The organism is Pedobacter psychrodurus, from assembly GCF_004331735.1.
Taxonomy (GTDB): Bacteria; Bacteroidota; Bacteroidia; order Sphingobacteriales; family Sphingobacteriaceae; genus Pedobacter; species Pedobacter psychrodurus.
On the sequence record NZ_SJSO01000026.1, the window covers coordinates 49,882 to 63,546 of the forward strand.

A 13,665-nucleotide genomic window follows, 5' to 3' on the forward strand; every position below is an offset into this window, starting at 1 on the left:
AATCATATCCTTTAGCGACTAGAACGGTTAAGCACTTAGAACTCTCAACTCCAGGCGCCCAGCTCCAAACTTAAGCCTTCCTCTTATAATTCCTAAACCAACTCCAAACCTTCATTTGTATTACACCTAAAAAGGCTTCCCTGAAAATACGGGTGCTCATTTTTGATGTTCCTTCGGTACGGTCGGTGAAGATGATCGGAACTTCGACCACTTTAAAGCCAAATTTAATGGCGGTGAATTTCATTTCGATCTGAAACGCATAACCAACAAACTTAATTTTATTTAATGGAATGGTTTCCAATACAATTTTGCGGTAACATTTAAAACCAGCAGTAGCATCCTGAATATTGATCCGGGTAATGATACGCACATACATTGAGGCAAAATACGACATTAAAACCCTGCCCATTGGCCAGTTTACAACATTTACGCCCTTAACATACCTGGAGCCAATGGCTACATCTGCACCATTTACACAGGCTTCGCGTAAGCGGGACAGGTCATCCGGGTTGTGCGAGAAATCGGCATCCATTTCAAAAATGTAGGCATAATCGTGTTGTAATGCCCAATTGAAGCCGTAGATGTATGCCGTACCCAATCCTTGTTTACCAGCACGCTCCTCAATAAATAAATGCCCTTCGTATTCGTCTTGCAGTGATTTTACAATTTCAGCAGTTCCATCAGGAGAACCATCATCAATAATTAAAACATGAAAAGGCTGGGTTAAAGAAAAAACTTTTCTAATGATTTTTTCGATGTTTTCCTTCTCGTTGTAGGTGGGAATGATGACTAAACTATCTGACACGTTTGTTGTGGTTTTTAATAAGGTAAGCTTTTAGCCTTTGTATTTGATACGCGGAGCTTATTGCGCTGTGCACTTTGCTTTTAAACTGCGAAAGTAAATATTTAATGTGAAACCTTTATGAATTTTCATTAATAACCTATGATTCGTCTTCCTGAACTTGTTTTATTAGTAGTTTTTATTGTTTTTAAAGCATTGTCAGTCTGAGCGTAGTCGAATACCTTACCACAATGTTTCCCGCTGATTTCGCAGATCACCGCAGATTAATTTTCAAGGTTTGTGTTGGTCCGGATTTGTAATCAGGTTTAGCAGTTTTGCAAATCCTAAGTTCTTAAGACTGGATTGCAATCCCGACTAGCTCTTGTATTTGTTTTTAGCTTTTGCGATACAAACCATTGTTCCTAAACCCGATCGGCGTGTAAAGCCCACATACCGAAGCATGAGGACGAGGACTTGGAACAAAGAGCGGGACATTAGACCTCCAAGAACTACTGTCTTTTCATTTTCAAATCTTACAGTACATTAATAAATAATCGTTTTATAGAATAGATTTCTCCACTACGGTCGAAATGACGATATCTTTCTTACCTCACCTCCTGCATTAACTTTTTAACCAACTGCGAAAAAATAATCAATGCCAAACCTGCAATTAAAGAATATAAAGCCAATGCCTTATAACCTTCGGTATAAGCCATTAATTTAGTCGGTAGTGATGCATTATCTATGCTCGACATTTCTGCACCCAATTTTCCGGCAGCCAATTGCCCAAAGGCACTTGATAAAAACCAAAGTCCCATCATCATCCCAAACATTTTCTTTGGCGAAAGTTTAGTAATAATCGACATTCCTATCGGACCCAAACAAAGTTCGCCTAGCGTTAATAATAAATAGGCTAACGTAAATACATTTAACGAGCTAATGCCCTGTACATTAGCGAAGAATCTTGTGGCGTAAAAAACATAAAAACTTACGGCCAATAGAAGGAAGCCAATTCCAAATTTCACCACAGTATTCGGTTCAATTTTGCGCTTGTACAAGCCTAGCCACAAAATACCCACAATCGGGCTAAAAACAATAACAAAGAACGAGTTGACGCTATTGTTCACCACATTCGGATCGATATTAAAAAAAAGAATTTTATGATCCAGATTGTCCTTCGCAAATAATGATAGCGAACCGCCACTCTGCTCAGATATGGCCATGAAAATGAAATAACAGAAGATAAAAACGAAAGCTGCCAGCAGTTTATACTGTGCTTTTTTATCTTTTATTTTAAAAGTTTCGTACAAGAAATAAACCAAGGCAATAATACCTATGGTGTACATGAAATAGTCGGTGAAGGCTGTGTTTTTTACCATGATATAAATCAATGGTATACATAAAATTGAGCCTATATAAACGGCGATTTCTGCTGTTTTTTGTTTCGACCGCTTAAGGTGTAACAAAGGTGAATTTCCAATCGGTCCCAGGTGTTTTTTAGTCATAACAAACGTACCTAAGCCAATCATCATTACCACTGCCGCAGATAAGAAACACAAATGCCAGTTGTAATATTTACCGAGATAAATGCACATGGCACCGCCCAATAATCCGCCAACATTAATACCGGCATAAAAAAGTCCATAACCCGCATCTCTCCGGTTATCTTTTTCGTGGTATAATTCGCCAACCATTGATGAAACATTGGGTTTAAAAAAACCTGTTCCAATAATAGATAAGGTAATTCCTACATAAAATAAATCATGTGGAGAGAAGGCTAAGATTAAGTTCCCAATAATCATTAAAGCCCCTCCCCAAAAAAGAGATTTTCTGAACCCTAAAATCTTATCGGCAAAAATACCACCAATAAAAGTAAAAGCATAAACAAAGGCTTGTATGGCACCGTACTGTAGGTTCGATTTTTGGTCGCTTAAACCCAGTTGCTCAACCATAAAGAAAGCCAATACCCCGCGCATTCCGTAAAAACAGAAACGCTCCCACATTTCTACCAACGATAAATGCCAGAGCTGTTTCGGGTATTTCCCCTCAAAATTTTGAATATCTTCTATTGAAATTGTTTTCTCCATTAAATAGGTTTAAAATTAAAGAGGTTGTCTCATAATGGCGATTTCACCTCAAATGCTGTCATGTTGAGCCTGTCGAAACACCTTAAATCATGTTTAAACAGGTCCTTCGACGAGCTCAGGATGACAAATCTATATTTATGATACAACCTCTTGTGTTAAATTTATTTTTTGATTAGTGAACGCCATGCATCCATTTACGTAATATTGGACTTATAGCAAACATAATTAAGCCTGCAACGATAGGTATAATCGTAAATATTAGGAAGAAAATTGAAATGGAATATTCTGAACTTATTTTGTCAATTAAGCCGCCGGTAGTACCCGCTAACCAGTTACCAATTGCGGTACAGGTAAACCATACACCGAACATTAAACCTACCACTTTGGCTGGAGCTAATTTACTAACGTAAGATAATCCAACTGGCGAAACACATAATTCCCCAACGGTATGGAAGAAGTAAGCGAAAATTAACCAAAACATACTTACCTGTGCAGATGTAGCGCCTTTTGCAATATCCATACCTCCATAAGCCAATCCTGCAAAACCTATACCTACAAAAATTAAACCGAGTCCAAATTTTACGGGCCCACTTGGGTTAAATTTAGTTTCCCATATTTTAGACACAAATGGTGCAAGGGAAACAATAAAGAATGAATTTAGAATCCCAAACCATGAAGCAGGAACTTCTGTGTTTAAAGCGGTAAATTCTTTTTCTACCTTCCAAATGGCTAATCCCCAGATAATAATGAAGCTTATTGCCGTGAAAATTATTGTGGCAGGATATTTTTTTGCGATTTTTGCCGCCAAGCTAAATAAAACAACGGTTACAGCAATAAGTGGGAAAATAGTAAGTATGGCATCAACCCATTTAAAAATTGTACCTGCACTTCCTGTTAAATTTCTAAGTGTGTAATCTTTAGCAAAAATAGTCATTGAGCCGCCAGCCTGCTCAAATACCATCCAAAAGAAGATGGTGAAAATTGAAAATACAGCGACTACAGCTAAACGTTGATTGCTTACTTTTTTGGGTAAAATTTCATCAGTTGGATCAATTACTTTTTCTGTTTTATTTACAGCAGCACCTAAAACACCAAAGATTTTTTGTCCGAAGTAAAACTGAAGCATTCCAAAAAACATAAATACCCCCGCAAGTCCAAAGCCCCAATGCCAGCCCACTTTTTCGCCAATATAACCACACATTAACATACCTAAAAAGGCACCAGAGTTAATACCCATGTAAAAAATAGTGTAAGCAGCATCTTTTTTATCACTTGTAGATGGGTAAAGTTTTCCTACAATAGAAGAAATATTTGGTTTGAATAGTCCGTTCCCAGCAATTAATAAAAATAATCCGAGATAGAAGAAATTGGTATTTGCACCTTCTAACGCCATTGATATGTGGCCAATGGTCATGATTAAAGCGCCTACGATAACCGCTTTTCTATATCCGGTCAATCGATCCGCAATTAAGCCGCCAATTATTGGAGTTAAATATACTAAACCTGTGTACCAGGCGTAGAGTTGTAAAGCCTCTGGCCTTGTCCAGTGCCAGCCACCTTTACTTATTTCACTTACTAAGAATAAAACAAGTAATGATCTCATTCCATAGTAACTAAATCTCTCCCACATTTCTGTGAAAAATAGTACAAAGAGGCCTACTGGATGATTAAATAATTTTTCTTTGGATACATTGTTACTGTCTAAGTGGAGGTCTAGTTCCTTGCTATGGTCAATACTAATGGTTTCATTAGATGTTTGCATAAAACATTTGTTGGTTTTAGTTTATGAATTCAGAATTTGTGTGTTGTTTAAGCTAGTTTAGCAGGGCGCAATATAGTCAGCGATTGCCAAACTCACAAATTTTTAAATGATGTGTTAGGTAAATGATTTGTTAAGATTTAGAACTTTCTGATGGGTTTAACATTTTTCTTTGGGTCGGCATAAAGTTCATCACTCGAATTTGGATCGTTGTTAAGCGTAATATCTTCCTGCAGTTTCAGCTTTCCGCCAATAATTTTGAAGCCATCAAAAGTGCCATCAGAACCATAATATTCAAATTTTCCTTTTATTTCCGAATCGAAGGATGCAAGGTGGTCGAACACGATCATTCCAGCTTTCATGTCCGTTTTTAAAGTCATCGCATTCGATTTGGCATATTCAAATATGATCCTGTTTTTTTCTTTTAGTTCTTTTCCATCAAAAACAGGTGCACCAAAGGTTAGATTATCCTTATCGAAAGAAAGGATATCGATTACCTTTTTAGTGGTAAATTGTGTATTTCCTTTCCAGCCTAAAAGTACATAATAGGGCAGGCGGTTTCCACTGGTTACTGAAACAATTTCGTAATACCTGGCACCAAACCATTTCTGGTTATTGGTAACGATATTGGGGTCGCTAAGGTTTTCGGTCTGATCGATTAATGGATAAAGTTTCAGCGGACCATTTTTGGTATTCATCTGGATGGTACCATAATAACGGTATGTACCGTTTTCGAGCAGCACATACCAACTTAAAATTCTAAAAGCCTGATCGGACGATTTAATTACCGATATGTTTTTAAGTGAATCGAATGGATAAGAAAAAGAATTAGGGGCTTTTAAAGCCTCAACCAATGTTTTTACAAAATTGCCATTTACTGCTAATTTTTGTGCATCGCTTTGTGCAGCAACAATCCTTGTCGATATTTTAATCAGTGTATCCTGAAAAACGTTTAATTGGTTTGGCGCCTGTTGCGCTTTTAAACTAAAGCTTAGCGTTCCAAAGATTAAAAGGATATAAAATCTGATAAGTTTCATAGGATTAAATGTGCAAAGATGCTGCAAAATCAAAAATTATAATTTCTCGATAACAAGTGCACTTGCGCCGCCACCTCCGTTACAAATTCCGGCAACACCGATTTTGCCCTTGTTTTGCGCCAATACCGAAAGTAAAGTAACTACAATCCGGGCGCCCGATGCACCAAGTGGGTGACCTAATGAAACTGCGCCACCATTAACGTTAACCTGGCTGTCGTTTAGTTCTAAAAGTTGATTATTCGCAATAGAAACGACAGAAAAAGCTTCGTTGATTTCGAAAAAATCTACATCTTTTATGTTTATATTGGCTTTGTGTAAAGCCAGGGGAATTGCTTTTGATGGTGCTGTAGTAAACCATTCCGGTGCCTGCTGCGCATCAGCATAACCCAAAATTTTAGCTAAAGGTGTTAAACCTAGTTCTTTTGCCTTATCGGCACTCATTAAAACCAATGCCGCTGCGCCATCATTTAAGGTAGATGCATTTGCTGCAGTTACTGTTCCATCTTTTTTGAAAACAGGTTTTAATGAAGGTATTTTATCAAATTTAACGGCTGTTGGCTCATCATCGGTATCAACCAAAGTAATATCTCCTTTACGGTCTTTAACTTCTATAGCTACAATTTCATTAGCAAATTTACCTGAACTTTGTGCAGCTTGCGCTCTTTTGTAAGATGTAATGGCGAAATTATCTTGTGCTTCGCGACTGATATTACATTCTGTAGCGCAAAGCTCGGCGGCAGATCCCATGTGATAATCGTTGTAAACATCCCATAGGCCATCTTTTATCAAACCGTCTGTAATCTGTCCATGCCCCAGGCGATAGCCGTTTCTTGCTTTATCCAGATAATAGGGAACATTACTCATGCTTTCCATTCCGCCGGCAACAATAATTTCATTGTCGCCATTTGCAATACTTTGTGCAGCAAGCATAATTGCTTTTGTGCCCGAAGCACATACTTTATTTATCGTAGTGGCAGGTAAATCTGGTAAACCAGCAAATTTTGCAGCTTGTGTAGCGGGTGCTTGCCCTAGGTTTGCAGATAAAACATTACCCATATATATTTCTTGGACCTGTTCTGGTTTTAATCCAGCTTTTTCAATGGCAGCCTTAATGGCAAAACCACCAAGCTGCGTAGCAGAAAATTGAGCTAATGAGCCTCCAAAACTACCAATAGGGGTTCTTACAGCTGATACAATTACAACTTCTTTCATGTAAACTAAATTTATGAATTTTTGGTTAGGCCGCTAAGTTATGCATTTTTAATATTGCAATAACGTATGATTGTTAGTTTTTGCATATTTCAATTGAAAAGAAAGCATTAGTTAATTGGGAGTCTTAATGCTTGCGGTAATTACTCCCCTCCTTGTTTTAAGGAGGGGTGCCCGTAGGGTGGGGTGGTTAAATAATATTAATTTATTGGAAAAGGTGCTGTAGTAATGTTTGGGTTTGTTCAGTCCTGCTGTTCGCTTTATCCCGACGAAAAATCGGGATGCTCGCTGCCATCAGGTTTAATTAACTTGGGCCGGTGCTGCTTGGGGAGCATTAGAAACCTATCAGGTTTTTAAAACCTGATAGGTTTAATTTAAAACGGGGTGGTTAGCGTTAGGGATTGTAAGGGTTCAGTGCCGATCTTCATCGGTACCGGAGCGCAGCGCAGCCCTGAAAAAGCCCGACCCTTGCGTAGCTTGGGGAACGCCCATATTATTTTCAGTTTGCAATTCACAATTTGCAGCTGGCTGGTGCTCTAGGCCTTTGAAGCTTTGGAAGTCTTGCTACTACTCCTCCTTCGCCTTACCTTTCTTTCTCGATTTTATTGCCTGCGTAAGTAAAAATTCTATCTGCCCGTTCGTACTTCTAAACTCATCGGCAGCCCAGGTTTCTACTTCTTTTAATAAAGCAGGACTAATTCTTAATACAAAAGCTTTTTTATCTTTCTCCGCCATTCTTATTGTATTGCTTGTATATTATACTTCGTTTTTAAATTAATGAGGAACATTTCCAGCTCATCTATTTTATTGCTGCTAAACAATAATTTTTTGCCATTTTTAAATTCAATCTGTAAACCTTTATCCTTATCATTTAATAAGTAGGCCTTATCGTTAAACCTAAACCAAAGCCTGCTGCGAACACCAAATCCGCCATAATCTCCTAAAGCATTATATTTGTTGATGTAGACTTTCTCAATATTGATCCAGCTCAATAGCTTCAACTTGCTTTGAAATGGAAAATACTTATAAGAAATTCCTTCGGCGCCTATTTGCAAAGTCATCATGTTTTTTTGAAGCAAATAAATGATGGCAAAGGGAAGAAAAACGGCCCAAAATGGTGCAAAATAATTAGCCTTTAAGGTTTCAAAGTTCATTCCGCCTTTATCAAAAAGCACAATGCTGAGTACCAGAACTGCATCAATAGCCAATAAAACATAAAGCCACCAAAGTTTTAAGCTTTGTTTTTCCTTAAATTCCATTTTGCCTAGTTATATAAGGTTCCGGTGTTTACCACAGGTTGAACATGACGGTCGCCACAAAGTACAACCAGTAAATTACTTACCATAGCGGCTTTACGCTCCTCATCCAAATCAACAATTCCTTTTTGCGATAATTTCTCTAATGCCATCTCTACCATACCTACGGCACCTTCAACTATTAATTTACGGGCTGCAATAACCGCTGTAGCCTGTTGACGCTGTAACATGGCACTGGCAATTTCTGGTGCATAAGCCAAATGCGAAATCCTGGCTTCTAAAACTTCAATACCTGCTCTCGATAAACGTTCATTCAGTTCGTTTTCTAAAAGTTCGCTTACTTTATCAGCACCGTCTTTTAAGGTAATGGTGGTTTCTTCGCCTTCGGAATGATCGTAAGGGAAAATATTGGCTAAATGCCTTACAGCAGCTTCACTCTGGATGTTTACATATTGCATGTAATTTTCTACAGAGAAAACAGCCTTAGCGGTTTCGTTCACTTTCCATACTACAACCGCGGCAATTTCAATCGGGTTGCCTAATTTATCGTTAACCTTTAATTGTTGCCCGTTTAAATTGTTGGCTTTTAATGATAAGCGCCTTTTAGCAGTTAAGGGATTTACCCAGAAAAAACCATCAGCTTTTACTGTGCCAATATATTTTCCGAAGAGGGTGAGTACCATCGATTGATTGGGGTTGATGATTAAAAAGCCCGGAAATATTAAAAATATATCTATTGCCAGTAAAATTCCTCCCCAGAGAAAGATTTCTGAAACAAAACAGAAAATGGAAGCGCCTAGCAATGCGATGCATAGTGCGAATGTTAGATAGCCTGATGGCGGATTAATAATTTTTTCCTGATACATAATTGATATTAATTTGATATCATAAAGTAAAATATAAAATCTGGTAATTGCAAACAAAACCCGTAAAATTTATATTAGATAAAAATGTTATTTTTGACAATACAATAATTACATCATTTTGGCCAAAATCAAGAGAAATTCCCACAAAATCCTTTACCGGAAGTATTCATCAAACCTAAAATATGTGATGATGATATTTACCGTTTTCATTATTACGTTATTCCTACCCAAACAACCCCGGTTTAGATATGAGTTTGAAAAAAATGCAGTATGGAAAAATAAGGACCTGATTTCGCCATTCAGTTTTGCTATTTTAAAAACCAACCCGCAGGTTAGTGCCGATAAAAAGAATGCGCTAAAAGATATTTTGCCCGTGTACCAACTCGATAGGGGCATTACTGCAAATGCATTGGATGAGTTTGCCAACGAATTTGATATTAAGTGGAAATCGAAACAGCTCAACGAAAAAGACAAGGATATATATAAGAGTGCTGCTTATAAATTGCTCCAGAACATTTACCAGAAAGGGATTATTGGTTTAAATGTGAAACATCAGGCAGGAGGGAAAAACTATGACTTTTCTTTGCTTGAAAACAATGTGGCTCAGGAAAAAAATACACAGGATGTTTTTACCGCAGAATCGGCCTTGAATTTTTTTAAGGATAATTTTAAAGCCCCCAATCAGGTGATGGGCGATCTGGTTGCAAACCTGGCAATTGATCATATTACACCGAACATTGTATTTGATGAGCGACTGACCCAAACCATACAGGATAATACGGTTAACAATATCTCTACTACCAAGGGTATGGTACAAAAGGGAGAGCTTATTGTAGCGAAGAATGATGTTATTGATGAAGAAATTTATCAGAAATTAGAATCTTATAAAGCAACCTACGATGCACAAACCAAAACAATTGGCAGCAGGGCATTGGTTTATCTGGGACAGGTAGTATTGGTTGGGTTTATACTCGCCATTTTAATGTCGTTCCTTTTTCTTTTTAGGAAAGATATTTTCGCCGATAACCGTCAGCTTTCCTTAATCCTGATTGTTACTACGGGGATGTTACTTGCATTAACCTGGGCCATTAAAATGGAAATCCCAAGTTTGTATTACATTCCGTTTTGTGTGGTACCCATTATCATTAGGATTCTGTTCGATACGCGTTTGGCACTTTACCTCCATATGTTGGTGATTTTAATTGCGGGTTTCTTTGTGGCCAATAGTTTCGAATTTGTGTTTTATCAGGTTACTGCGGGGATGGTTGCCATATTTAGCATTAAAAACTTTGTTAAGCGCGAAAGATTCCTGGTTTCTGCCTTATTTATTCTTTTGGCTTATTTAGTTTCTTTTGTAGGCATTGCCCTGCTCCGTGAAGGATCTTTCCGCGAAATAGAGTGGATGAATTTTATTCCTTTTATTTTTAGCGTACTCTTATCTCTTTTAGCTTACCCGTTAATTTATCTGTTCGAACGTATTTTTGGTATCACATCAGATGTGGCCTTAATTGAGCTGACCAATACCAATAATAAGCTGTTACGGGAGCTTGCCTTTAAAGCACCTGGAACGTTTCAACACTCTTTGCAGGTGGCTAACCTTGCAGAAGCCGCAATATTTAAAATAGGCGGTAATTCTGTACTGGTAAGGGCGGGTGCCTTATATCATGATATCGGTAAAGTAGACAATCCACAGTATTTTATTGAAAATCAAAATACGGCTGTTAGTCCACACGATAAATTACCTTATGAGCAAAGTGCGCAGATTATAATTCAGCATGTGCACAAAGGAATTGAAATTTTAAGAAAGAACCAGATTCCTGAAGCGATTATCGATTTCATCAGAACACACCATGGAAATACCCGGGTTGATTATTTTTATCAGTCGTTTTTGAAAAATACGCCTGAAAAATTTGTCGACGAAAACATTTTTCGCTACCCGGGGCCAATACCTTTTAGTAAAGAAACTGGTGTGTTAATGCTCGCCGATTCGGTCGAAGCTGCCTCAAGAAGTCTAAAAAATCCCGATGCTCAGAACATAAATGACATTGTTGAACGGATAATTAACTACAAATTGGAGCAAAATCAGTTAGATGACTGCGATTTAACATTAAAAGATATTGAGACTATCAAATTGATATTCAAGACGATGCTTATGAGCATCTATCATGTGCGTATAGATTATCAACAAATTTTGTAATTTTTTTTTGTTGGATAACTTGTTTTACTATATTTGCAGACCTCAAAACAACGCCGGTAGGGCGAAAAATAGAGGATAAAGGAGAGGTGCCTGAGTGGCCGAAAGGAACAGTTTGCTAAACTGTCGTACTGGTAACGGTACCGCGGGTTCGAATCCCGCCCTCTCCGCCAAAAAAAAGAACCCTGGTAAACAGGGTTTTTTTTATGCGCTATTTTTTTTATGTAAATTACTGGTAATAAGTGATTTTACCTTCCCTTTAATATCCAATTCAAATCTTCAAAAACGAAAATACTAGAAAATAGCCATTTTTCAGAACTCCAAAAATATAATTACTGTTTTAAAGTCTGTTAAAGTTGTTTTTTGTCAAAGGCTATGGGGACAGCCACATGTACTGGATCATGATTTTACAAAGTCTTCATGTAGCGTGTTACACATCACTGATCTATTCCTGAAATTTAGAATGTTGTATTCATATATTACGCATACTGAAGATAAACCTAGTTTGTTAAATATGTGCCATCCAGATATTGATGTCTTTATCAGATGGTATACCTAGTTTTTTTCTGACCCTGTATTTTTTGCTCTCAATAGCGCGGACAGAGGCTTTTGTATGGCGTGCCATTTCTTTGGTTTCAAAATTTAGCCTCAGCAATATGCAGAGCTCAATTTCACTTGCAACCAGATGCGGAGCTATTTTTAACAGCTTCTGACTGAACTCCGGATCAAAGTCATTGAATTTTATTAGAAATGCAGGATTATTGTTAACAGCAAGCTGAACGATCTCTTTCAGTGCCTCCAGTTTTGAAGGAGAGTGACTAAGCTCATTCGATTCAATTTTTTTCATCAAATCATCAATTCTTTCTTGAGCCTCCATAGCAGATTGTTCAGTTTCGTTTCTTAGCAAAACCTCAGCTTTGTTCAGCTGAATAATAAATACGATCAGCAGAACAGCAAATAAAAGCACCAAAAACAGTGCTGAAATATAAAAGCGTACCAATACATCGGTAGTCTGCTTGTAATTTTTTAAAGCCACTACTTTAAACTCATCAATTAACTTGTAATTGATATCCTTAATGTTATTAATAATGAATTCCAGTTCATTACTAATATGACTATTCAGGGTGATCAGTTCACTCTGTATGCTAAGGAGTTTTTGGTTCTTTTGGCGTAGTAATTCTAGTTTTCTGGCATACAGTTTTTTATCTCCATCTGCAATCTTTTGTTTATCAGGAGCACTAACTACTACATTTTTATAGTGATTTATTTCAATAACAGACTTTTCATTTTTGTTGGAGATGGCATCCTTTATTCTTTTAAAAAAGCCCTTTTTTTCCGTAGGTGCAACTTTTAAGACCGTATCCGTATTGATTTTCCGAATAGTTGCGGTTCTTGTACCAATACCAGAGGCATCCCCAGCAGTTACATTCTCCTTATTAAAATCTGAATATATCGTAAGCAGAGAATCAAAACTGCGTTTGAGCACAAATAGCCTATCCGATAATTTCATTTTTTCATGATACCAGTACTTCACTTTTTTACTTTGTGAGGCCGTTAGTTTAGAGGTGTCAGCATTTTCTTTCAGTAAAGAATCGATCATACTAAACACCAGTACAATCTTTGTGTTGTAGTCTGCGTATTTATTATTTCCAGTGGTCAGCAACGATTCCTGGAAATCGTCTTCAGCACGGTGAATTAATAATAATATCTGTTCTGGCTTCGATTGATTTTGTTCAATGTTGGTTGCTAATGTAGATATGCTGCCCAGTTTATCGGTAATCGTGTTGAGGGCAATAAGCGCCGCTAATGCGGAAACAATAGTACATGCAAGAAATGCAAGAAGAATTTTTTTGGCAATTGCCCTTGTATATGTAAATCTCATTCGGGTTTTCATTCGGTTGCAAAATGACGGATTTGAAAGCGAAACTTTCACCTTAATTTCTACTCGTATCTACTCACATGATTATTATTCATTAATCATTAAAATCTAACATGTGTAGTAATTTATTGATTATCAGTTTTTTGTCTTTAATGCGTAGGTGTGGGTATTTTTGATTTTATTTTATACGTTTCAAATTTAAAGGAATTTAACAAGGCTAGATGTTGTGGGTTGTTTAATTTTTTTGCCAGAGCTTCTGTTTTTACAGCATATTTAAATGATTGCTCGTACCGCTCAGCATTATTATATTTAGAAGTGTAGGCCAAAATTGACCTTACCATCCCTTCTTCATAATTTATCTTTTTTGAAGCATTGTAGGTCAGCGTATTAGGCTTGATCCCCTTGTTTAGGTTGACACTTATCACGACATCGAGAATACTATCAATTTGTTTTTTTATCATATTGAGCGTAGTTGTCGCAACATGCAAAGATTAATAAGGCAATTACAAATTTTGTTGAATGTGTTTTCATAGATTAAAAGAGGTTATGCATTCCAATATCTAGGTAAACAATATAACAATCAGTACTTTGATTTCA

At 37.1% G+C, this 13,665-nt stretch carries 11 protein-coding genes and 1 tRNA gene; 2 read left to right on the plus strand and 10 right to left on the minus strand.

Annotated features, from left to right (window positions below):
- Positions 1–70: 70 nt before the first annotated feature.
- The 8 genes from EZ456_RS21940 to EZ456_RS21975 all read right to left on the minus strand — a co-directional run bounded on the left by EZ456_RS21940 (position 71) and on the right by EZ456_RS21975 (position 8,995).
- Complete coding sequence (locus tag EZ456_RS21940; protein WP_131533876.1) at positions 71–805, minus strand: polyprenol monophosphomannose synthase; 735 nt, start codon at positions 803–805, stop codon at positions 71–73.
- 581 nt (positions 806–1,386) lie between these two features.
- A complete protein-coding gene (locus EZ456_RS21945; protein ID WP_131533877.1) occupies positions 1,387–2,868 on the minus strand; it encodes a peptide MFS transporter in 1,482 nt (493 codons plus the stop codon).
- A gap of 172 nt (positions 2,869–3,040) precedes the next feature.
- Positions 3,041–4,630: a peptide MFS transporter gene (locus EZ456_RS21950; RefSeq protein WP_131533879.1), complete on the minus strand. Its 1,590-nt coding sequence runs from the start codon at positions 4,628–4,630 to the stop codon at positions 3,041–3,043.
- Positions 4,631–4,767: 137 nt separating this feature from the next.
- A complete protein-coding gene (locus EZ456_RS21955; protein WP_131533881.1) occupies positions 4,768–5,664 on the minus strand; it encodes a hypothetical protein in 897 nt (298 codons plus the stop codon).
- Positions 5,665–5,700: 36 nt separating this feature from the next.
- Entirely contained in the window at positions 5,701–6,876 is a 1,176-nt protein-coding gene (locus tag EZ456_RS21960) for an acetyl-CoA C-acyltransferase (RefSeq protein WP_131533883.1), read from the minus strand.
- Positions 6,877–7,440: 564 nt separating this feature from the next.
- The gene (locus EZ456_RS21965; RefSeq protein WP_086545783.1) at positions 7,441–7,608 is read right to left on the minus strand and encodes an Arc family DNA binding domain-containing protein; all 168 of its coding nucleotides are present in this window, start codon (positions 7,606–7,608) and stop codon (positions 7,441–7,443) included.
- Positions 7,609–7,610: 2 nt separating this feature from the next.
- Positions 7,611–8,132, minus strand: a complete 522-nt coding sequence (locus EZ456_RS21970; protein WP_131533885.1) for a hypothetical protein — start codon at positions 8,130–8,132, stop codon at positions 7,611–7,613.
- 5 nt (positions 8,133–8,137) lie between these two features.
- Positions 8,138–8,995, minus strand: a complete 858-nt coding sequence (locus tag EZ456_RS21975; protein ID WP_131533887.1) for an SPFH domain-containing protein — start codon at positions 8,993–8,995, stop codon at positions 8,138–8,140.
- 190 nt (positions 8,996–9,185) lie between these two features.
- Here EZ456_RS21975 and EZ456_RS21980 point away from each other — a divergent pair, with 190 nt between their 5' ends.
- Both EZ456_RS21980 and EZ456_RS21985 read left to right on the plus strand, forming a co-directional pair.
- Positions 9,186–11,192, plus strand: coding sequence for an HD family phosphohydrolase (locus EZ456_RS21980; protein ID WP_131533898.1), 2,007 nt, complete (start codon positions 9,186–9,188; stop codon positions 11,190–11,192).
- Positions 11,193–11,272: 80 nt separating this feature from the next.
- Positions 11,273–11,362 (plus strand) — tRNA-Ser (locus tag EZ456_RS21985).
- Between the two features lie 335 nt (positions 11,363–11,697).
- On the opposite strand, the gene EZ456_RS21990 is transcribed toward EZ456_RS21985, so the two are convergent.
- Entirely contained in the window at positions 11,698–13,071 is a 1,374-nt protein-coding gene (locus EZ456_RS21990; protein WP_131533888.1) for a helix-turn-helix transcriptional regulator, read from the minus strand.
- Between the two features lie 146 nt (positions 13,072–13,217).
- Positions 13,218–13,529, minus strand: coding sequence for a hypothetical protein (locus EZ456_RS21995; protein ID WP_131533889.1), 312 nt, complete (start codon positions 13,527–13,529; stop codon positions 13,218–13,220).
- Positions 13,530–13,665: the final 136 nt, after the last annotated feature.

Excerpts from the sequence above, each read along its gene's own strand:
- EZ456_RS21945 (WP_131533877.1), bottom strand. The coding sequence starts at position 2,868 with ATGGAGAAAACAATTTCAATAGAAGATATTCAAAATTTTGAGGGGAAA.
- EZ456_RS21950 (WP_131533879.1), bottom strand. The coding sequence starts at position 4,630 with ATGCAAACATCTAATGAAACCATTAGTATTGACCATAGCAAGGAACTA.
- EZ456_RS21955 (WP_131533881.1), bottom strand. The coding sequence starts at position 5,664 with ATGAAACTTATCAGATTTTATATCCTTTTAATCTTTGGAACGCTAAGC.
- EZ456_RS21960 (WP_131533883.1), bottom strand. The coding sequence starts at position 6,876 with ATGAAAGAAGTTGTAATTGTATCAGCTGTAAGAACCCCTATTGGTAGT.
- EZ456_RS21965 (WP_086545783.1), bottom strand. The coding sequence starts at position 7,608 with ATGGCGGAGAAAGATAAAAAAGCTTTTGTATTAAGAATTAGTCCTGCT.
- EZ456_RS21970 (WP_131533885.1), bottom strand. The coding sequence starts at position 8,132 with ATGGAATTTAAGGAAAAACAAAGCTTAAAACTTTGGTGGCTTTATGTT.
- EZ456_RS21975 (WP_131533887.1), bottom strand. The coding sequence starts at position 8,995 with ATGTATCAGGAAAAAATTATTAATCCGCCATCAGGCTATCTAACATTC.
- EZ456_RS21980 (WP_131533898.1), top strand. The coding sequence starts at position 9,186 with ATGATATTTACCGTTTTCATTATTACGTTATTCCTACCCAAACAACCC.
- EZ456_RS21990 (WP_131533888.1), bottom strand. The coding sequence starts at position 13,071 with ATGAGATTTACATATACAAGGGCAATTGCCAAAAAAATTCTTCTTGCA.
- EZ456_RS21995 (WP_131533889.1), bottom strand. The coding sequence starts at position 13,529 with ATGATAAAAAAACAAATTGATAGTATTCTCGATGTCGTGATAAGTGTC.